Source organism: Sporosarcina aquimarina, assembly GCF_023715615.1.
In the GTDB taxonomy this organism is placed as follows: domain Bacteria; phylum Bacillota; class Bacilli; order Bacillales_A; family Planococcaceae; genus Sporosarcina; species Sporosarcina aquimarina_A.
On record NZ_JAMBOM010000011.1, the window covers coordinates 15,095 to 35,901 of the forward strand.

24 protein-coding genes and 1 pseudogene are annotated in these 20,807 nt (G+C 40.8%); 15 read left to right on the forward strand and 10 right to left on the reverse strand.

What is annotated here, in order from left to right:
• Window positions 1-41 precede the first annotated feature (41 nt).
• Complete coding sequence (mutY, locus tag M3197_RS16665) at window positions 42-1,091, reverse strand: A/G-specific adenine glycosylase (protein WP_251662936.1); 1,050 nt, start codon at window positions 1,089-1,091, stop codon at window positions 42-44.
• Between the two features lie 113 nt (window positions 1,092-1,204).
• Here mutY and M3197_RS16670 point away from each other — a divergent pair, with 113 nt between their 5' ends.
• Window positions 1,205-2,188, forward strand: a complete 984-nt coding sequence (locus M3197_RS16670) for a metal-dependent hydrolase (RefSeq protein ID WP_251662938.1) — start codon at window positions 1,205-1,207, stop codon at window positions 2,186-2,188.
• Between the two features lie 10 nt (window positions 2,189-2,198).
• Here M3197_RS16670 and M3197_RS16675 read toward each other — a convergent pair whose 3' ends face one another.
• On the reverse strand, window positions 2,199-2,531 hold the full coding sequence (locus M3197_RS16675; RefSeq protein WP_251662940.1) for a YfhH family protein: 333 nt from the start codon (window positions 2,529-2,531) through the stop codon (window positions 2,199-2,201).
• A complete protein-coding gene (gene recX / locus M3197_RS16680; RefSeq protein ID WP_251662941.1) occupies window positions 2,521-3,333 on the reverse strand; it encodes a recombination regulator RecX in 813 nt (270 codons plus the stop codon). The genes M3197_RS16675 and recX overlap by 11 nt, the downstream gene beginning before the upstream one ends.
• 88 nt (window positions 3,334-3,421) lie before the next feature.
• Between recX and M3197_RS16685 the strand changes: the two genes are divergently transcribed.
• Both M3197_RS16685 and M3197_RS16690 read left to right on the forward strand, forming a co-directional pair.
• Window positions 3,422-4,321 (forward strand): TIGR01777 family oxidoreductase, encoded by a 900-nt coding sequence (locus M3197_RS16685; protein WP_251662944.1) that lies wholly within the window; start codon window positions 3,422-3,424, stop codon window positions 4,319-4,321.
• A gap of 56 nt (window positions 4,322-4,377) precedes the next feature.
• A complete protein-coding gene (locus M3197_RS16690) occupies window positions 4,378-5,184 on the forward strand; it encodes a polysaccharide deacetylase family protein (protein ID WP_251662946.1) in 807 nt (268 codons plus the stop codon).
• A gap of 78 nt (window positions 5,185-5,262) precedes the next feature.
• Here the strand turns inward: M3197_RS16690 and M3197_RS16695 are convergent, their stop codons facing one another.
• Complete coding sequence (locus M3197_RS16695; protein WP_251662948.1) at window positions 5,263-6,438, reverse strand: MFS transporter; 1,176 nt, start codon at window positions 6,436-6,438, stop codon at window positions 5,263-5,265.
• A gap of 64 nt (window positions 6,439-6,502) precedes the next feature.
• On the opposite strand from M3197_RS16695, the gene M3197_RS16700 reads away from it, so the two are divergent.
• The 4 genes and pseudogenes from M3197_RS16700 to M3197_RS16715 form a co-directional block, all read left to right on the forward strand.
• Window positions 6,503-6,889, forward strand: coding sequence for an OsmC family protein (locus M3197_RS16700; protein WP_251662950.1), 387 nt, complete (start codon window positions 6,503-6,505; stop codon window positions 6,887-6,889).
• A 296-nt stretch (window positions 6,890-7,185) separates the two neighbouring features.
• Window positions 7,186-7,350: an SE1561 family protein gene (locus M3197_RS16705; protein WP_251662952.1), complete on the forward strand. Its 165-nt coding sequence runs from the start codon at window positions 7,186-7,188 to the stop codon at window positions 7,348-7,350.
• Window positions 7,351-7,604: 254 nt separating this feature from the next.
• Entirely contained in the window at window positions 7,605-9,509 is a 1,905-nt protein-coding gene (locus tag M3197_RS16710; protein WP_251662954.1) for a heavy metal translocating P-type ATPase, read from the forward strand.
• A gap of 271 nt (window positions 9,510-9,780) precedes the next feature.
• A pseudogene (locus M3197_RS16715) lies at window positions 9,781-9,987 on the forward strand (transposase); the annotation flags it as partial.
• A gap of 438 nt (window positions 9,988-10,425) precedes the next feature.
• On the opposite strand, the gene M3197_RS16720 reads toward M3197_RS16715, so the two are convergent.
• Window positions 10,426-11,457, reverse strand: a complete 1,032-nt coding sequence (locus M3197_RS16720) for a YihY/virulence factor BrkB family protein (RefSeq protein WP_251662956.1) — start codon at window positions 11,455-11,457, stop codon at window positions 10,426-10,428.
• 28 nt (window positions 11,458-11,485) lie between these two features.
• A complete protein-coding gene (locus tag M3197_RS16725) occupies window positions 11,486-11,851 on the reverse strand; it encodes a YtxH domain-containing protein (RefSeq protein ID WP_251662958.1) in 366 nt (121 codons plus the stop codon).
• A 244-nt stretch (window positions 11,852-12,095) separates the two neighbouring features.
• On the opposite strand from M3197_RS16725, the gene M3197_RS16730 reads away from it, so the two are divergent.
• The gene (locus tag M3197_RS16730; RefSeq protein ID WP_251662960.1) at window positions 12,096-13,472 is read left to right on the forward strand and encodes an alanine/glycine:cation symporter family protein; all 1,377 of its coding nucleotides are present in this window, start codon (window positions 12,096-12,098) and stop codon (window positions 13,470-13,472) included.
• 42 nt (window positions 13,473-13,514) lie between these two features.
• Complete coding sequence (locus tag M3197_RS16735) at window positions 13,515-13,736, forward strand: DUF1128 domain-containing protein (RefSeq protein ID WP_251662962.1); 222 nt, start codon at window positions 13,515-13,517, stop codon at window positions 13,734-13,736.
• A 65-nt stretch (window positions 13,737-13,801) separates the two neighbouring features.
• Here M3197_RS16735 and motB read toward each other — a convergent pair whose 3' ends face one another.
• Together motB and motA are read right to left on the reverse strand one after the other, a co-directional pair.
• Window positions 13,802-14,560, reverse strand: coding sequence for a flagellar motor protein MotB (gene motB, locus M3197_RS16740; protein WP_251662964.1), 759 nt, complete (start codon window positions 14,558-14,560; stop codon window positions 13,802-13,804).
• Entirely contained in the window at window positions 14,544-15,359 is an 816-nt protein-coding gene (gene motA / locus M3197_RS16745; protein WP_251662966.1) for a flagellar motor stator protein MotA, read from the reverse strand. Before motA ends, motB begins: the two co-directional genes overlap by 17 nt.
• Before the next feature lie 189 nt (window positions 15,360-15,548).
• Here motA and M3197_RS16750 point away from each other — a divergent pair, with 189 nt between their 5' ends.
• From M3197_RS16750 to M3197_RS16760, 3 genes are all read left to right on the forward strand, one after another.
• Complete coding sequence (locus M3197_RS16750) at window positions 15,549-16,781, forward strand: aminopeptidase (RefSeq protein WP_251662968.1); 1,233 nt, start codon at window positions 15,549-15,551, stop codon at window positions 16,779-16,781.
• A gap of 100 nt (window positions 16,782-16,881) precedes the next feature.
• Complete coding sequence (locus M3197_RS16755; RefSeq protein WP_251662970.1) at window positions 16,882-17,022, forward strand: hypothetical protein; 141 nt, start codon at window positions 16,882-16,884, stop codon at window positions 17,020-17,022.
• 92 nt (window positions 17,023-17,114) lie between these two features.
• Complete coding sequence (locus M3197_RS16760) at window positions 17,115-17,696, forward strand: beta-class carbonic anhydrase (protein ID WP_251662972.1); 582 nt, start codon at window positions 17,115-17,117, stop codon at window positions 17,694-17,696.
• Between the two features lie 139 nt (window positions 17,697-17,835).
• Here M3197_RS16760 and M3197_RS16765 read toward each other — a convergent pair whose 3' ends face one another.
• On the reverse strand, window positions 17,836-18,381 hold the full coding sequence (locus M3197_RS16765) for a GNAT family N-acetyltransferase (RefSeq protein ID WP_251662974.1): 546 nt from the start codon (window positions 18,379-18,381) through the stop codon (window positions 17,836-17,838).
• A 210-nt stretch (window positions 18,382-18,591) separates the two neighbouring features.
• On the opposite strand from M3197_RS16765, the gene M3197_RS16770 reads away from it, so the two are divergent.
• From M3197_RS16770 to map, 3 genes are all read left to right on the forward strand, one after another.
• Complete coding sequence (locus M3197_RS16770) at window positions 18,592-19,329, forward strand: TspO-related membrane protein (protein WP_251662975.1); 738 nt, start codon at window positions 18,592-18,594, stop codon at window positions 19,327-19,329.
• 132 nt (window positions 19,330-19,461) lie between these two features.
• Window positions 19,462-19,827: a magnetosome magnetite crystal formation protein family gene (locus M3197_RS16775; RefSeq protein ID WP_251662977.1), complete on the forward strand. Its 366-nt coding sequence runs from the start codon at window positions 19,462-19,464 to the stop codon at window positions 19,825-19,827.
• 83 nt (window positions 19,828-19,910) lie between these two features.
• Window positions 19,911-20,657: a type I methionyl aminopeptidase gene (map, locus tag M3197_RS16780; RefSeq protein WP_251662979.1), complete on the forward strand. Its 747-nt coding sequence runs from the start codon at window positions 19,911-19,913 to the stop codon at window positions 20,655-20,657.
• Window positions 20,658-20,725: 68 nt separating this feature from the next.
• On the opposite strand, the gene M3197_RS17495 is transcribed toward map, so the two are convergent.
• Window positions 20,726-20,806 carry an IS3 family transposase gene (locus M3197_RS17495; protein ID WP_432814000.1) on the reverse strand — a complete coding sequence of 27 codons (81 nt, stop codon included), beginning with the start codon at window positions 20,804-20,806 and terminating at the stop codon, window positions 20,726-20,728.
• Window position 20,807: the final 1 nt, after the last annotated feature.

The window sequence follows — 20,807 nt, forward strand, 5'->3', positions numbered from 1 at the left end:
AGCATATCCAGCCCCTTAGAAATTATCCTACTCATGCACAATTATTTTTTAAGTTGTTCAAGCAGCTTGCTCATCGGTTTCGATTGAGGGATTTGTCCCAATTCTTCTTCAGTGAAAAATCGGTATCCCTCTGGAATAGGGGATTGATCGACCAGTACTGCATGAAATCCTTCAACATTCCATGTAACGTGAGAGAAAATATGTTTGAACTGTGCGTACGCCTCTCCCTGTTCGATTAGAAGTCCTGTATCATTCTTCAGCGCATCTATAGAATCCATAGTAGGAACGTATTCAATTTGAGGGAACTCCCAAAAGTCTCCTAGAAGCCCATTTGCCTGCCTCTTTCTTAATAACCACTTGCCACCTGGCTCAGAAATTGCAAATGAATGAATTGTCATGACTTTCTTTTTCAACTTTTTTGTTTTAATTGGAAGTTTCTCTTGCTTCCCTTTCTCAAAGGCGGAACAAAACTCTCTAACAGGACACAATAAACAACGAGGGTTCGGTGTACAAATCGTTGCGCCCAGTTCCATAATCGCCTGATTGAAAGAAGATGGGTCTGTTTCATCTATTATTTCCATCACTCGTTGTTCAAACACCTTTTTCGATTTAGGAATGGCGATATCTGCTTCAATCAGAAATAGTCTTGAAAATACACGCATTACATTTCCATCCACTGCGTGTTCAGGCACTCCATACGCTATACTTAACACCGCCCCGGCGGTGTATGGACCAATTCCTCTCAAATTCAAAATTTCAACTCTACTTTGTGGAATCTTTCCATCGTAATTTTCCACAACTTCCTTGACACCTGCTTGTAAATTTCGGACACGCGAATAGTACCCTAGTCCTTCCCAATGTTTAAGAACACGCTCCTCTTCTGCTTCAGCTAGGGATTCCATTGTCGGAAAGGATGTAATGAAACGTTCATAATACGGGATGACAGTGTCGACTCGCGTCTGCTGTAACATCACTTCTGAAACCCATATATAGTAGGGATTTGACGTTCTTCTCCAAGGTAAGTCCCTTTTTTCTTGGTGGTACCAAGATAGCAGGGCCTCGTTAAACTCTTTCTTTTGCGAAATTTCCATGGTACAAGCTCCTTCTTACGTCTAATACTTTTAGGTTATTCAAATTTGGGTATATAATTAAGAGAACTGTTGAATTCATTTCAGCGGAAACCCCAAAGTAAAGGAGTGATGGAGTGGACACGGGAACACATATTGCAATGGGCATCGCCATTAGTGGACTTGCAATGGCAGACCCTATCGTTGCCTCGCACTCAGCAACAATGGGTCCAGTATTTGCAGGCATAGTACTTGGTTCGCTAGCGCCAGATTTAGATACCGTTTTAAAACTGCGTAATAATGCGGTTTATATACGGAATCATAGAGGAATTACACACTCCGTTCCGGCTGTTCTTTTATGGCCGATCGTTATTTCAATTATGTTATTGTTTTTCGTGCCAGAAGCGAATTTCATTCACTTATGGGCTTGGACATTTCTCGCTGTATTCATCCATGTATTTGTAGATATCTTTAACTCCTACGGGACTCAAGCACTTCGACCATTTTCACAAAAATGGGTCGCTTTAAGCGTTATCAACACGTTCGATCCAATTATCTTCGGCTTACATGTAATAGCGATTGCAGCTTGGCTTTTTGGAACTCCACCAGTTCAAACGATGACCATTCTCTATTGTGTGGTATTTCTATACTACTTGCTTCGATTCGCAGTACATGCCGCTGTAAAGCGTGCTGTCAACAATACAATTCCAAATGCAACAGACATTTACATTGCTCCGACTATGCGTTTCTTCCAATGGCGGATTGCTGCATCAACCAAAACTGATCATTATGTCGGGCGCGCATACGGTCGTTCAGTAAATATATACGATCGGTTTGATCGTAAACCATTACCTGACTCGAAGTATGTACAGGCTGCGATGACAGATCGAAATATCGCCGCCTTCGTTTCTTTCTCACCGATTTATCGATGGGAAATCACTCAGGTCGATGTATTGACAGAGGTTCGCTTAATCGACTTGCGCTACCGAAGTAAAACATTTTATCCATTTGTTGCAGTAGCTCATGTTGATGAAGATTTAAATGTTGTGAACTCTTATACAGGATGGATTTTCTCGGAGGACAAATTGCGTAAGAAGTTGAATTTCCTCCAAGAATCTTAACAGATGGTATCTATTTACCCGTCTTGACTGATGTTAGCATGGCGAGCGGAAGCGCTTCTTCAGCTTGCTCGCCGCCCATCCGGTATCCCCAAGCAAAACGACCTTTTAAGTAGTCAACTTTAAAAAAGTATCCTTCATCTCCTTGGATTTTATAAATTTCTCCGGGTACGATAGAATCCGGGTCGACAAGGTAAGATTGAGCCATTAATGCTTTCCGCTGATATACTGCGTACTCATTTAAGATCCCTAGTTGTTCAGCTTTTCTTGCTTTTTCCATTAGGTGCGCGATTTCAGTTCTCAGTTCTTGTTCTGTCATTTGGCTATATTTCTTTTCATTCGTCATCTTCTTCAAGCTCCTTTTTTTCAATGAAAGCATCGATTCGATCAAACGGTATCCCTTTTTGGTACATAGCTTGTTTCACCCGTTTTTTTCGGTCATATCCCTTGTACTTTATGCTAACCCGGCGCCATGCTTTTTCACCAGTAGTTTCGGTTATGGCCGTCCATTCGTCTTCATCTGGTTCAAAATCAACAGCCTGTATTGCCTCTTTTATGATTTCAAATGAGAAGCCTTTCCTCTGAAGGGCATTTTGAATACGTTGTTTCAGCTGAGCTGGGGCAATGGATGAATGTTTACGTGCCGCTTTTTCTGCTAATCTTGTGGCAGTTGCTAACTGTTCTTCCGGGTCGTATTCTTCCAATACGGCAGCCTGAATCGACGGATCAATTCCACTTTTCTTCATTTCTTGCTTGATAGCATTCGGTCCCTTCCCAGAAGTGTTTTTTTGTGTACGAAGTAGTGCTTCAGAAAATGCCTGATCATCGAGAAAGCCTAATCGTTTCAGCTTAAGAATAGCTTCTCTAATAACGGCATCTCCAAACTCTGCTTGCAATAACTTTTGTTTCACTTCGGATTCACTTCTCATACGAAAGCCAAGGAAATGTAGTGCTCGATTAAAAGCACGCTGAATTTCTTCTTCATAGACGAGATTTTCTTTTTCCCAGTTATCGAGTTGCATCCCTTTGGTTAACCCGAACTTGACGAGATTCGATTCATGCACACTAAACTCATAGACTTCATCCAAAAAAATATTGTAGCGTTCTTTGTCCCGTTTTTGTTGTGTGATTTTTGTGATTACTGGCACATCTGTCACCCCCTGCTACTATTAGTATACCTGTTCTTATTAGGTCGGTCAGCTGATTCGTTTATCATGATGGAGAGGAGTTTATTTCATGAACATATTAGTTACTGGAGGGACTGGATTCATCGGTTCCAAACTTATTGACTTGCTCAAATTGGATGGCCATACTCTAACAGTCTTATCTAGAAGTGAGTCAAAAAAAGAGAATGGTGTTCACTTTGTTCAATGGCTACATAACCGTTCAAAACCTGAACAAGAACTAACACCTCCAGATGCGGTCGTAAACTTAGCAGGTGTTTCTATCAATGATGGCAGCTGGTCTGAAGAGCACCAAAAGAAAATCTATGAGAGCCGGATGGAAGCAACAGATGAACTTCTTCGCATACTAGAAACGCTAAACGAGAAACCGACTGTTTTTGTAAACGCCAGTGCTGTCGGAATTTATCCTACTTCTGAGACTCATGTGTACACGGAAAACTCACCAGAAATCGCTCATGATTTCCTCGGAAAAACCGTGTATGATTGGGAACAAAAAGCCTCTAGGATGAAACAATACGGAACACGAGTCGTCTATACTCGATTCGGTACTGTATTTGGTAAAGGTGGCGGTGCCCTGCCACTCATTGCACTTCCATACAAATTGTTTGCAGGCGGCACCATCGGATCTGGGCATCAGTGGATATCATGGGTTCATGTTGATGATGTAGCGAGGGCAATTTACTATGCAATTACGGCGCCTTCTCTAGAAGGTCCTGTCAACGTAACGGCACCTGCCCCAGTACGAATGGCCGATTTAGGAAAAGCAATCGGTGCTGTTATGCATCGTCCTCATTGGCTACCAGTTCCGAGTATCGCTATGAAACTCGCACTAGGTAAAAAAAGCAAATTAGTATTGGAAGGACAACATGTGTTACCTGAAAAACTTATTGAAAGCGAGTTTACTTTCAAGTATCCTGCAATTCGTCCTGCACTTGAAAACATTCTTATATAGACAATGTATAGAACCCTCTCTTCGACACACGCTATGAAAAAAGGAGTGTGCTCGAAATGATGGAACAACATGGACCTGGTATCTTAATGGCAGCATTTGTAATTGTTGTCGGTCTCGCTTTCAACCCGTTTGCAGCGCATGCAGATGAATTTCACTGGGGGTTTAAGAAAGCAATGAATGGGGAACCTCCAAATGCTGGCTCAGCGCTTGAGTCGATGTTAAATGAATATGGCGCAATATATAAAGGTAAACCCGATGAAAAGGTTGTTTATTTAACATTTGATAATGGTTATGAAAATGGCGAAACGGAAAGCATTTTGGATACACTAGAAAAAGAAAAAGCACCGGCTACTTTTTTTCTAACCGGCCATTATTTGAAAAGCGCCGCACCACTCGTAAAACGAATGGTCAAAGATGGGCATGGAATTGGAAACCATTCCTATGATCATCCTAATATGGCGAAACTAAGTCCAGAAAAGATGGAAGACGAGTGGAAGCGATTTGACAAATTGCTTGAAGAGACGACTGGTGTTAAACGGACGGTATACGCAAGACCGCCAGAAGGTATTTTTAATGAACAAGTGCTTTCCGTCGGTAACGCACTTGGCTATCGTCATATTTTTTGGTCAGTCGCCTTTATCGACTGGTATGCAGATAAGCCAAAAGGTCGCGATTTCGCCTACAACGAACTGATAAATCAGCTCCATCCAGGTGCTGTGATCCTCATGCACACCGTTTCTTCTGATAACTCACAAGCACTGCCAGACTTTATAAGAGATGCTAAGAAACAAGGTTATACGTTTGGATCACTGGACGACCTTGTCATGGAGTATGAAGATATTCAATTAGGAAGCGTTCGATGAGCGCTTCTATATAAAAACAGAGACTTTTGCTTAAGTCTCTGTTTTTTGTTTTTTTGTACCCCTGACTACGTTACAAGATCATAAACTTTCTTGCTTCACTTGCTTTTTTCCTGACAATGTTAATAAAAACAATGTCCCCATTAACAGGCCAAATAAATACAAATAGTGATGTTGTGAAACTTCTAGCACGTAGCCTCCAAGAATAGGTCCAGTCAAACTGCCGAAGCTAAAAAATATTCCACATAATAAGTTCCCTGTTGGTAAGAGGTGTTTCGGTGTAAGATCAGACATGTACGCAACGCCGAGGGAAAAGAGCGAGCCTGAAAATATGCCGCCCACAAAAAACATAATCATTACTGCGATTGCAGACGTACTCAGCAAAGCTGCACCTATGAACGCCAACATGCCGCCCCCTAATCCAATGAGTAAAACTGTACGGCGCCCTATTTTGTCAGACAATATGCCAAGAGGCACTTGCGAAATGATTCCTCCGAACGCAAAAGCAGGAATAATGATGGACACCATGCTTAAAGAGAACCCATTACGCAATGCATATACTGGAAACATCGCATTTAAAGACGACTCTAAAAAACCATATGCAAAGGGTCCAAGTAGCGCAATCCAGGCAACAATCACCGTTGCTTTCACACGTTTTCCAAAATGATCTAAAGAGGCAGAACTCGCCATTACTTCCGGTAGGTCATTCTTTAAAGTAAAAACCAGTCCCCAAGCACATAAGGTCAATAGTGCAGAAACAATAAAGGGTAAGCCTTCATAAATCGAAACAAGTGGCACAAACATTGGTCCAATAGCAAATCCAACACCTACTGACAATCCATAAATAGAAATACTTCTTCCAAGTCGTTCTGGTGGAACTGAACTCGTCACCCATGTTTGAGTTGCAAAGTGTAACGCATGGTCGCCTATTCCTATAAATAAACGGAGGACAAACCAAAAGATTACACTTTTCCATAGTGGGAAAGAAAGCAAGGAAATGATTACAATTAAACCGCCTGTAATAATAACAGGCTTGTACCCGAATTTCCGCAGTGGCGCCTCCATAAACGGGGAAACCAAAAGTGTTCCTATGTATAGACCTGTCGCATTTAACCCATTTAAAGTTCCTGAAATACCGTCTTGTTCAAAAATTGCAGATATTAGCGGGAGCAGCATCCCTTGGGAAAAACCAGAAATAGAAACGATAATGACGAGCACCCAAAAACGGTGCTGTGGCCGGTTTCTTGTGATTGCCATTCGTTAAACACCCCTTATTCAGCAAAAACCTATATAATGATAGCATATAAAGGAGGGAATATTAATGAAATTCCAAATGACAGATCACGGTTTCGAAACTGAAACAGAATTCGGTAAGCTTGAAATCTCTTCAAATGAAGAAAAAGGATTTCGTCCCTATCAGTTAATGATTTCTTCTATCGCTGCGTGTACGGGTGGAGTAATGCGCAAAATCTTGGAGAAGAAAAGGATGCCCGCTGAATCGATTGACATCGAAGTGTTAGAAGTAATTCGATCACAGGATGATGCCAGTCGCCTTGAAAAAATCCATTTTCATATTAAAGTGAAAGCTACTGGTCTGACTGATGAGAAGATGCCAAAAGTTCTCGAGTTGACAGATAAGAATTGTTCGATGTATCAATCAGTTGCGAATTGCATTGATGTAAGAAAAACGTACGAACTGTTGAAATGAACCTTTCAACAGAAAAAGACCCGGCCTCGTGTTATCCAATGAGAGCCGGGCTTTATGTTGTCATTAAATTGTTCATAGATTGACTGCGAATTCGCCAATAGAATTTCCTTTTCCTGACGTCTTCGAATCCCCTCCTTCTGGTATCAGAACTCGTTCAGCTACCCTCCTTTTTTTGATTACAAGTATCATAACACATTAACGATTAATTGTGAATAGTTTAAATTAATTTTCTTTTCAACTAATTGTACTGACCACCTATTTCCGTTAAAATAGGTGTACAGAAAGAGGTGTCCCTTATGCAAAACTCATCATCTAACCAAGTTGATGATTTAAAAGTTCGACTCAATCAGTTTTTGGAAACGCTCGATACAATTGAGCCTGAAACAGCCGACCTTGAAGAAATCGATCGTCTCATTAGTCTCGTTGACGATTTAGAAGTCCGTATGGGCAAGATGAAATAACAGGTTCGTATCGATAACTAGTTCTGTCGCAGAGGTTTTCATTGCCTCTGCTTTTTTGTTATCAAAAAACTCAGGAGTTCCTCAAATTGAAACATACTGTAACACTTTTTTCTCAATTATGTTATACTACTATTAATAGTAATTATAAAATAGTAACAGATATTATTTAGGTCGGATTTCCCTTAGGGAATCCGACTTTCTGACTTTTATAAGGTAAATGAAAGTGAAATTCATTCTCAATTAGGAGGGCTAATATGACAACGCATGCAAATACTGAGCTTCAAAAGTCAGTGGATTGGAAAGAACATATTGAACTTGGATTGGCTATTCTCTCTGGAGTACTCATTTTAGCAGCTTGGTTAAGCGGGAAAAATGGAGCTGAACTTTTTTCCATCGGACTGTATATAACTGCTTTTTTGATCGGCGGTTATGCCAAAGCAAAAGAAGGAATCGAAGAAACCATAAAAAACAAAGAACTCAATGTAGAAATGCTAATGGTACTCGCAGCGATTGGTTCTTCAATCATTGGATATTGGGCTGAAGGCGCTATTCTAATATTCATTTTTGCGTTGAGTGGCGCGCTTGAAACGTATACGTTAAATAAAAGCCATAAAGAAATTTCTTCACTCATGGAATTACAGCCTGAAGAAGCTTGGCTTATCCAAGAAGATGGTACTGAGGTGAGTGTGCCAACGTCTTCCCTCACTGTTGGTGCTAGATTACTCGTTAAGCCGGGTGAACGAATTCCTGTAGATGGGGTTGTGCAAAAAGGTAGCACATCTGTCGACATGTCAGCTATCAATGGTGAATCAGTTCCTGCTGATCAGCGTCTCGGCGATGAATTATTTGCAGGTACAGTAAATATTAGTGGCGTTATCGAAATGGAAATGACAAAACCAAGTAGTGAATCATTGTTCCAAAAGATTATTACCATGGTGCAAAATGCGCAAAGTGAAAAATCCCCTTCCCAGCAATTCATCGAACGTTTCGAAGGGAGCTATGTCAAAGTTGTCCTGGTAACGGTGACACTGATGCTGTTCTTGCCTCACTTCATATTTGGTTGGGATTGGACAACAACGTTCTATCGGGCTATCGTGCTTCTCGTTGTCGCCTCTCCTTGTGCGTTAGTAGCTTCAATCATGCCTGCTACACTCGCAGCTGTATCTAATGGTGCAAAACGTGGTGTCTTGTTTAAAGGTGGTGTTCACCTCGAACATTTAAGCTCATTGCGAGCAATAGTGTTTGATAAAACAGGGACGTTAACAACGGGTAAACCCGTTGTGACAGATTTCATCGTACGCGAAGGGACTTCAGTTAAAAACGCATTGTCGCTATTGGCAGGTATAGAATCTCGTTCGAACCATCCGTTAGCGATCGCTGTTACCGCCTACGCACGCACTCAAGAAGTCTCCATGCGGCGCGATTTTGACATCGAAGAAGTTCCGGGGAACGGCTTGCGCGCGTTTGCACCTGAAGGAGAAGTAATTGTTGGAAGCTCACGTTTTGTTGGGGTGGATGAAGCAAAAGCTTTTCATAATGGATCCGCTTTTGAGCTTGCAGATGAAGGTAAAACTGTTCTATTCATTAAAGACCAGGAAGGCATTCTAGCAGCTGCCGCGCTGCAAGACGTTCTGCGTCCAGAGGCGATAGAAACGATTCAAGAACTCAAAAAGGCTGGATTGAAAACGATTATGCTGACTGGAGATAACGAAAAAACCGCAAAAGCCATTGCTTCACAAGCTGGTATCGATTCGTATTCAGCAGAATGTCTACCAGATATGAAAGTTAAGAAGGTTAAAGAGTTGATGAAACAATATGGCGCAGTCGGAATGGTCGGAGATGGCATTAATGACGCTCCGGCACTTGCTACAGCAACAAGTGGTATTTCGATGGGAGAAGGAACAGACGTCGCATTAGAAACAGCAGATGTCGTCCTTATGATGAATGACTTGACAAAACTCCCCTACACCATCAAACTTTCGAGAAAAATGCAGCGTATAGTAAAGCAAAATGTTTTCTTCTCGATTCTCGTCATCGCTATGCTTATTATTTCCAACTTCATGCAAGTCGTGGATTTACCACTTGGTGTGATTGGTCATGAAGGAAGCACGATTCTTGTCATTCTAAATGGATTACGAATGCTCAATTCAACAAAGTAAAAGCAATGCTACGGCTTATACCGTGGCATTGCTTCAGACTGTAGACAAACTCTATAAATCACTGGGTTTGCCTATAGTCTTTTTCTTTTACAATAGGAATAACTATGAAAAGTTGGTTTCCGCTGCGAGGGACGCTTTCCGAGGGGCTTGCTCTCAGACGCTTCCTTCGCTTTGCTCAGTCCAGGGTCTTCGAGCTTCACTTATCCCTCCGGAGTCGCCGCTCTCCGCTACAATCAACAATATCTCCCAACTATCAAATGAGGTGATGGAAATGATGACGAAGAATCAAGTTAATAAACGGGAACAGATGGAAATGCTTACGATCGAGCAGTTAGTTCCGCAAGACCATCTAGTCCGTAAATTAGATGCAGCAATTGATTTTCTCTTCATTTATCCATTGGTTGAAGATCCATATTCCCTATTTGGGAGATCCAGCCTAGATCTAGTTGTACTCGATAAAATGTCATTTATTCAATACACTGAGTCCTCTTAGGGTTGCCTGTCGCAAATCATGCTTCTCCTTGGCATCGGTAAAAAGCGTTCAACTGCCTCTTTACATTTCCATAGACTTCTTTGATTTCATATCGGTGTCTCATGTCTTCTGCTACATCTAGTTATTCTTGCTAGCTGGACATGGAGCACTCCGATTGCATCCTTTGCTTGAATGATGCGAATGTGTCATAGGACATTCAGTTGATTGAAGTGCAGGACGGCGACTCCTGGGGATTAGCGCAGCGCGAAGACCCCGCAAGAGCGAAGCGACGAGGAGGCTGAGGGCAAGCCCCCGGAAAGCGCCCGTCCGGAACGGAAATTAACGGCCTGTTATCCTTCATTTTCAGATTTAACGATGCCAAAAGGGATGGAAATCTAATCGATTCTCATCCCTTTTGTCTATTGTCTGAAGCAATGCTACGGCTTATGCCGTTGCATTGCTTTTTAATTCTCGTATTCGTTCTGCCCGTTCTTTCATGACTGCATTGATTTGTCCACCAATCATGAGGATGATTGCTGAGAAATAGAGCCATAGCATAAGAATTATGATAGTTCCTATACTGCCATACGTATTGGCGTAGCTTCCGAAATTGGAAACATAAAATGAGAACCCGAGAGTAGTAATAATCCAACCTATTGTTGCAAACAAAGCTCCTGGAAGTGCTGTTTTAAATGGAAGTTTCACATCAGGTACTAACCAATAAATAAGTGTGAAAACGACTGCGATGAGTATTGGAGGTAATATGAATCGCAACTGGTTCCATAATGTATTGAAACCATCTTCAAATCCTAAATAAGAAAAGACGACTGAACCGATCTGTTCTCCAAAGACAGGTAAACCGAGTGCAACTACCACTACAAGTACAAGCATAATAGTAAAGACAATAGACATTCCACGCTGGACAACAAATGATCGTGAATCTTCTTTAAAATATGAGCGATTTAGCGCTTTCGTTAATGCATTCATTCCTTTAGATGCCGACCAAAGTGTTGCTAAAATACCAATGGACAACAAGCCACCATTTTTGTTAGCTAGCACTTGCTCTAGAATATCGCTAATCATGGTTGCCACTTCTTCTGGTGCATAATCTCTTATGAACAACATAACTTGTGCTTGGTCAAGATTTAAATAAGGCAACAACGTAAAAAGGAAAATGAGTAAAGGAAACATTGAAAATAAGAAAAAATAAGAGAGTTCAGCACCAAGCCCAGATACATCGACAGTTTTAATACGCAAGATTAATTCTTTCAAAAAACCATCTTTTGTAGTCACATCAAATGTATGTAGGTCTCCTTCTTGTATATCCGATACAAAACCGCCTATTTTAGAATCCGTAAATTTGTTACCATCATCATTAGATCGATGCGAGAGTTCGTTTATGTACGGTTTGTCCTGATGGGCCTTTTTGAGTGAAGGCGACCCATCGGACAACTGATTGTTTTTGTCTTCTTTCAAAGCGTATCCCTCCTTTTCGCTTCTCGGCTTACGGTGTAGCAGTTGGTGATTCCTTTAAAATAGTTTCGTACTCTTCTTTTGAATCGACAAATGTCTCCTTAGTATCTGTTACCAATTCTTTTACTTGTGGCGTCAATGCTTTAAGTTCCTCTACTTGTTCCTTGATATAAGATACATCACCCGATAACTGTTCATAGGCAGCTTGGAATTTGTCTTTCTGATCCACCAATTTTTGTTTCAAAGTTTCAGGATTTTTAGCATAAAACGAAATTTCATTCGCTGCTTTTTTTGAGGTTCCCATCACAGAATTACGTGTCGAACGATCGAGCAGAGCGACCGCTCCACCAAGTAAAGCGCCAAACAAGACAAATTTACCAAGTTTACTTTTCCCCATATTAAATACCTCCAAATAGATTACTTATTTGCTTACCGTATTATACCCCACGAAGTAAAAAACAAACAAATCAGTCCGCATTAAAAAAAAGTACTTGACGGATGCACTGAAGTTTCGCAATATTAGTACTTAATAACAGTAACTAGTTATATTAGTTTGAATTTTCTTTCTATAAAGGGGGTGCGGACTTCTTTCTTCGTATTGATAAACATATAGTTGTTCAAACAACAAGGGGGGAATTGGGATGGAACAAGTACAGGCGTTTCTAGGGAAATTAAGCGATATCATTTGGGGACCACCACTACTAGTTTTACTTGTTGGAACAGGGATCTTCTTAACGTTCCGACTTACGTTCATTCAGTTTCGTTTATTACCGTATTCTTTAAAACAAGTGTTTTCTAGAAATCATGACAAAAAAGCAGACGGTGATATCTCTCAATTCCAAGCGCTTATGACCGCTATGGCTGCAACTGTCGGTGTTGGGAACATCGTTGGGGTTGCCAGTGCTGTTGCAACTGGTGGACCTGGAGCCATCTTTTGGATGTGGATTGCCGGACTTTTCGGAATGGCAACAAAGTATGGAGAAGCGGTTCTCGCAGTTAAGTATCGTGTGAAAGATGCCAATGGACAAATGGCCGGAGGACCGATGTATTACTTAGAACATGGTCTAAAACAAAAGTGGCTTGGCGTGATGTTCGCCATCTTTGGTGCATTCGCAGCATTCGGGATTGGGAACGGAACTCAATCCAAAGCCATTGCAGATGCCATGAATAATGCATTTAACGTACCATTCTGGGTTACAGGAATTGCGCTCGTCATTTTTGGAGCCCTTGTAATTTTAGGTGGTATTAAGTCAATTGGTAAAGTTACAGCCTTCTTTGTACCGATTATGGCTCTTTTCTATTTCATTGCAGGAGCAATTATTATTATCTTAAACTTTGATTTGGTACCAGCTGCATTTGGCTTGATTTTTAGCGATGCATTTTCTGGTCAAGCCATTGCAGGTGGAGCAATTGGTACAGTCATTCGTTTTGGAGTTGCACGTGGACTTTTCTCAAACGAAGCTGGTCTCGGTTCTGCGCCAATCGCTGCAGCAGCAGCAAAGACAGATATGCCTGGACGTCAGGCACTTATTTCCATGACACAAGTTCTATTTGATACGTTGATTATCTGCTCGATTACAGGCGTGACCATTGTTATGTCTGGCCAATGGAACAAAGGTTTAGACAAAGGTGCTTTGACAGGCGAAGCGTTCGGACATTTCCTAGGTGGAGCTGGGCCGATAATCGTGACGATTGGTCTCATCTTCTTCGCATCTTCAACCATTCTAGGATGGAGTTATTATGGAGAAAAGTGTTTCCAATACTTATTCCCAAATCCAAAAGCTGTTTTCACGTATCGCATTATATTTGTACTCTTCATCTTCGTTGGAGCTACAGCTACTTTAGACGTAGTTTGGTCGCTTGCAGATGTTTTGAACGGGCTAATGGCAATACCAAACCTAATTGGTCTTCTTGGCTTGTCTGGTGTCATTGTTATGGAGTCTAAACGCTTCCAAGCAAAAATTCAGGAAGAGAAGAAACAAAAAGAAAAAATGCAGGTTGACAGTGACTTAAATTAATGGAATGATTAAGTCCTTAGATTGCGAAAGGCGGAAAAAGCTATGGACTTAACTCAACCAACTACTGAAAATGTTTCGTATATGATTAATCAAATTAAAGAAAAACTTCGTATGGTGAATGTAGATGCGATGAAGTCGGAGAACTTCAGCACATCAAACTATGAAGATCTTCATTACATTTATGAAATGGTGATGAAGCGCGAAACGATTACACCGAACGAAATGCAAGCCATTGTTGCAGAACTCGGATCACTTCGCGAATAACTCCTATAAGGTTTATCACAAAAACAGCGACTCCCTCGTAATGGGAATCGCTGTTTTTCTAATAATTATTCAAATGCTGTGCCGTCTTTTAACACGAGCGGTTGGATTAAGACTTCAACCCGTCTGTTTTTAGCTCGGTTCGCTTCTGTATCATTCGGTGCGATTGGACGGAATTCGCCATATCCTTTTGCACTGAACGCCATTGGGTCCACTTTATCATTTTCAGCAATTATCGATAAGAAATTAACTGCCCGCATGACACTTAGCTCCCAGTTCGATTTATACTGACCGCTGGCCATCGGCACGTTATCCGTATGACCTGCAATTACGATTTGTCGCGGCTTTTCAAATACGAGCAATTTAGCAATATCAGATGCAACCGAACGGTATTGAGTGTCAATCTCGGCACTTCCTGTATTGAACAGAACACTGTCACGTATTGTGACTAGTAATCCCTCTTCAGTAAGTTTTGTATCAAACTGACCTTCCAATTCATTTTCAGCTATATAGTTCTCTAGATTTTCTTGAATCTCCCCGAGGGATCGCTGATCCTCCAAATAGGAAGAATTTTCATTCCCTGCACCTGCATCTTCTTGCGGTACAGGAACAGTAGTTGGAGAAGAACTATCCATTACCCCTTTACCACCATCAAAAACCTCACTAAACACAGATGAGATTTGACTGAACTTTGCTTCATCTATAGAACTGGAAGCAAACAATACGATAAATAGGGCAAGTAGCAACGTTAACAAGTCTGAATATGGCAAGAGCCAGGATTCGTCGACGTGTCCATCATCTCTTTTGCGCTTACGCTTCTTCGGCAACTTCCCCCGCCTCCTTGCCATTCGAGCTTCCGTTAGCAAGCTTACGACGTTCCTCCATAGATAGATAAGAAGATAGCTTTTGTTCGATGACACGTGGCGCTTCCCCTTCAAGAACAGAGAGAATCCCTTCAATCATCATATTCTTCTGTCTTACTTCTTCTGCGGATTTACGCTTTAGTTTGTTAGCAAATGGGTGCCAGAGTACATATCCTGTGAAAATACCTAGCAAAGTTGCAATGAATGCTGCCGAAATGGCATGTCCTAGTTTTTCAATATCGTTCATATCCCCAAGTGCAGCAATCAGACCAATAACAGCCCCGAGCACACCAAGCGTTGGCGCATAGGTACCCGCTTGTGAAAATATGAGTGAACCTGCCGCGTGTCTATCAGACATTGCATCGACTTCTTCACCTAGAACATCTCGTATATAATCTGCATTCTGACCGTCAATCGCTAGTCCCAATCCATTTTTTAAAAAAGGATCTTCGATTGAATCCGTTTGGGCTTCAAGCGAAAGCAACCCTTCCCTACGAGCTACATCAGCCCACGATGAAAACATACGAATAATATTAGCGTCCGAAGATAGCTTTTGTTCTTTAAAAATCACCCCAAAAAGTTTCGGGACACGTTTAATTTCGTTCATCGGAAATGCGATGACTACCGAAGCTATCGTACCAAAGATAATAATCAAGATAGCAGCGGGATTAATCAAGCTTGAAAGGGCCGCGCCTTTTAAAAACATGCCGACAAATACAGCTACGACACCGATAATTAAACCAAATACCGTTGATAAATCCATGTAAAGACCTCCATGTCTTTCATTCTTCTTTTTATTTCGTCAGATTTTGAGCTTTCTTTAGAGAATCTGGTAGAGAAATCTCAAGAATCTTTTCCTGAATAATTGTAAGCGAATTCAAAACTTTCTTTTTGCACTTTTCCAATCAATATTGGTACTATTAGATTACATTGAGAAAGGGGTATGACTCTATTGAATACATTTGAACAACAATTACAAAACTATGCAGAACTTGCCGTTAAAGTCGGCGTGAATATCCAACCTAATCAAAACCTTTTTATAAGTGCTTCTACTGATGTTCGAGAATTTGTCCGAATCATCGTTGAAAAGGCTTACGCAGCAGGTGCCCGACAAGTATTTGTCGACTGGAGCGATGATGTCATTTCCCGTATACGTTACGAACAAGCACCTGCAGATTCATTCTCTGAATTCCCTTCTTGGAAAATTGCGGAGCGCGAGGAAAATGCGAAAAAAGGGACTGCCTTCATGAGCATCGTTTCCCAAAGTCCGGACTTATTCAAAAATGTGGATCCTTCTCGTATTCGCGATGCTCAAAAAGCAAGTGGACAAGCTCTTGATGGTTTCCGTCAAATGATGCAAGCAGACAAATTCAGCTGGACAGTAATTGCCGCGCCTTCAGCTGACTGGGCTTCTCTTGTCTTCCCTGATCTACCAGAAGCTGAGCAAGTACCTGCGCTATGGGATGCCATTTTCAAGGCAGTCCGTGCGAACACGGGCGATCCTGTCGATGCGTGGAAACAACATGACAAGAAACTACATGAAAAAGTAGACTATCTGAATAACAAACATTACCACAAACTACATTACACCGCTCCAGGTACTGATTTAACAATTGAATTACCAGAAAAGCATATATGGTGTGGTGCTGGAAGTGTAAATGCTGATGGTGCGACATTCATGGCAAATATGCCGACTGAAGAAGTCTTTACGGCACCTTTGAAAACCGGAGTGAATGGTGTTGTTTCAAGTACGAAGCCATTGAGCTATGGTGGAACCATCATAGATGATTTCAAGATTACATTTAAAGAGGGTAGAATTACAGACATCATTGCCGGACTAGGACAAGATGTGTTAGAAAATATGATTGAAGCGGATGACGGTGCAAAATATTTAGGAGAAGTTGCACTCGTTCCCCATGAGTCCCCTATTTCAGCATCTGGACTTTTGTTCTATAATACACTTTTCGATGAAAATGCATCCAATCACTTAGCAATTGGCAGCGCTTATGCATTCAATTTAAAGGGCGGTAAAGAAATGGATCGCAAGGAACTTGAAAAAAATGGCTTAAACCAAAGTATCACTCATGTGGACTTTATGATTGGTTCCGGTGAGATGAACATTGACGGGGTCCTTTCTGACGGAACTGTTGAACCTCTCTTCCGAAATGGAACTTGGGCATTTTAACAGTAGATTCTAGACAAGTTTCGCGTAGACTCTTAATCTTTTCATGTAAATGCGTTATAATGGTGTTAGTCACTGATTATCAATAGAGAGGAGACTAATAATGGCCTTACTAATCGTTACTATCCTCGGTTTTGCAGTTACCTTCGGCTTAGCTGCGATGTTCATGATTCATTATATGAATGATTCTTTAGTGTCGCACGATTCTGAAGTAATCGACCCAAAACCAGATGTTACCTACTAACCATGATCCTAAATTGGATTTTTGAGAATATTAAAAGGGCTGCCAACTGGCGCCCTTTTTCTCTATTATACTTATAAAACGGAGGAATTCATATGACACTACTTTCAACAATTTTAGAACATAACAATCAGTTCGTAACTGAGCATCAGTATGAAAAATACGCTACAACAAAATTCCCAAACAAACGAATTGTTATCTTAACTTGTATGGACGCTCGTCTGACAGAACTCCTTCCAAGTGCTATGAACTTAAAACATGGAGACGCTAAAATCGTTAAAAGTGCTGGTGCTCTCGTTGCTCATCCATTTGGTAGTATTATGCGCAGTCTACTTATAGCTATCTATGAGTTACAAGCTGATGAAGTATACATTATCGGTCATTACGATTGTGGTATGAGCTCCATTGACACCGAGTCAATTATCGACAAAATGGTAGCTAGAGGTATTGACCGTGATTTATTCAAAACTCTTGCCTATTCAGGCGTTGACCTTAAAGGTTGGCTACATGGATTCAAAGATGTGACTGCAAGCGTTAAACAAAGTGTTGATGCTGTCCGTAACCACCCATTGATGGATAAAACTGTTCCTATACATGGGCTTGTTATCCACCCCGATACCGGAAAACTTGATGTCATTGAAGATGGTTATTCAAAAACAACTGTACAAAACGACTAATTCCTTTTTATTTCCCGGGAAATAGACAATAAAAAACACATTGCCATTCAGCTTGTAGAAGCTTGTGGTAATGTGTTTTTTATTGGTAAAACCATATCCGAAAGCGACTTTTCAAAAATCGCCATGCGGTCTTACCCTTTCAATAATTATCTTCAATTTGTGCATACATATAATGGTCTTCCCAAACACCATTAATGTAAAGTAATTTCCGATGTAATCCTTCTCGTTCAAACTTCGTCTTTTCAAGGACTCGAATGGATGCAACATTACGAGGTGATACATATGCTTCCACACGGTGTAATCCTACTGTTTCGAAAGCAAATTTCGTTGCCATCTCGAGTGCTTCCGTTCCTAACCCTTTTCCGGCTGACTCATGATCAATTGAATATCCTACAAATCCACTTGAAAAAGGTAATCGTTTTATACTGTAAAGCGAAATTTGTCCAACTAACCGGCTAGCTTCGCTGTCGAAAATACCAAAGTTATACTCTCGACGATCTCTCATTTGATATAGCGATTCACGAATTTTTTCCCTTTGCATGGGTACAGTATAGTAACTGGCATCATGACGTGGTTCGAACACAGTCCAATACTCTTTGTTTCGAGAAACTAATTCTGTAAAAATCACAGCATCTTCTTCCGTTAAAATCCGTAAATAGCATGTTGTTCCTTCAAGTAGTATCACGCTCTATTCCACCTTTTGTACGGGCCATTAGCCATTCCTTTTTCCTTTTCGTACATATATGTTTATGTAATCATTTTGCTTAGTATACCATGTTCTTCCCTTAAACAACTGCCCTATACCTACACACTTATGAGAATTGTTGCGAAAACTTCATATTTACTTTTTCACAACGTCCTATTTCCTAGTATACTGGTACGAGGAGGATATTTCATGAAAAAAATGATTTTAGCTTTTGCTTTTCTTCTTTTAACAGCAGCACTTACTATTTCAAATTCGACACTGCTAAACGGGATGACTACAATAGAAATAGCCCATAAACTACCTATTCTTCTTATGCCAGCAGACTTCACTTTCTTTATTAGACCCATTATTTTTGTATTTCTCGCATACTGGATTTTTAAATTCCATTCCAATGATTCGATTTCCACAAAACGTATTGTGCTATTCATGATTGCTTGTCTAGCAAATTCAGTATGGTTTCCATTGTGGCATTTTGGCTATTTCGGATGGGCATGTCTCTCTACACTGGTAGCAGCCCTCTCACTTTATGGATTGTATCGTACTTATCCAGCCAAGCAAAATAGATGGGGGCATCGCATTCCAGTCGCACTTCTATTCTCTTGGACAATCGTCAGCTTTGTTGTGAATGTTAACTATTTAATCGTTTGGGATGAATGGAATCGCTTAGGTCTTAGTTCCGTTCTCTGGACGATTATTAACTTAACAATACTTGCAGCCGTTGCACTGCACTTTAGTTATCATCATCGGGATTGGGTTATTAGTACAGTTTTCATTTGGGTGTTTTTTGGTATTCTCTTGAATATTCAATTTGAAGAACTTTTCGTAACTTTATCCACTCTGTTCTTAATAGTGATTATGATATTAGGTATATTCATGTTCTCACCTTCGGCTCCCTCAAAAAAAAATATTGAAGAGACGTCGTTTTAGCAATTATCTGTTGCTAAGACGACGTTTTTTTGAAATAACCTTTTTTAAGGAACAATTAAATTAGATGTGCTTTTTATGCGTTGGTTTGGCAATACTACTAATACGGAATTGTCAGAAAGGAGAAGAACTATTTTGGATAACTCGAAATTACTTTCTTCACTCAGCTATTTTAGTGTTCTTTTTGCACCTTTATTATTGCCCTTCATCGTTTGGATTGTTGCTGATAATCGTGATGTCAAACATCATTCAAAACGAGCCCTTATTTCTCATCTCATCCCAACAGTGTTGTTAGTTGCAGCTAGTCTAATATCATTTTTTCAATTCTTTTCGTTTCGTCAAACTTCAACGGATTTTCTCCACTCTCAAAGTTTGCTTGCAGCTCCTGATTCCATAGGCTTTTGGGGGGCGGCACCAATTCTTTTTATGATGATGTATAGTTTCCTGTTTCTGATTGTTCTCATCTGGAATGTTGTACAAGGTGTGAAAGTATTTAAATAAGAGTAAACTGTCTGCTCGGGTAATTCCCTTTAAATGTGTTATAGTTAACAGTGACAAAGAAAGTACAGAAAGAAGGATTTCACATGATTGCAAACACAGAAGAAGAAATTGCTGCCTTGCGAAAAATCGGAAGAATTGTTGCGGAAATTCGTGAAGAGATGAAAGCAGCAGCTACCCCTGGCATGACGACGAAGGAGCTTGACGAACTCGGTGGAAAACTATTTGCAGAAAAAGGAGCGGTTTCTGCTCCGATCGATCAATATGATTTCCCTGGATATACGTGCATCAGTGTCAATCATGAGGTTGCTCACGGAATCCCAGGCAAACGAGTTCTAAAAGACGGCGATCTCATCAATATCGATGTCTCCGGTTCTTGTGGTGGTTACTTTGCAGATACAGGTATTTCTTTTGTGCTCGGGACTGCTAATGAAGCCAAGCAAAAGTTATGCGATACCGCTAAGAATGCTTTTGATCGAGCAATGACAAAGGTGAAGGCAGGTTCGCGTCTCAACCAAATCGGTAAAGCCGTTGAACGTGAAGCAAAAGACAATGGGCTGAAAGTGATTAAGAACCTTACGGGGCATGGAATCGGAACTTCGCTTCATGAAGAACCGCAGCATGTGCTTAATTATTACGATGCTTGGGAACCTACTATCATGAAGGAAGGTATGGTCATCGCTGTTGAGCCTTTCATCTCTGAAAAGGCCGAGCACATTATCGAGGAAGGCGATGGTTGGACTTTCATTACACCTGATAAGTCCCTCGTCGCCCAAATTGAACATACAATTATCGTTACAAAAGACCAACCGATTATTTTGACAGAACTTTAAACAAAAACGTACGCCATGAGAAGTGAACTGCTCCCTGTCAAGTAGACAGTGGAAATAATAAAAAATCGTTAAGCGGCTTGAGCTCTGAATTCTAAAGGGCTTAAGCCGTTTAATCGTTTTTGGTAACGACTTGTATTATAGAAGTGAATA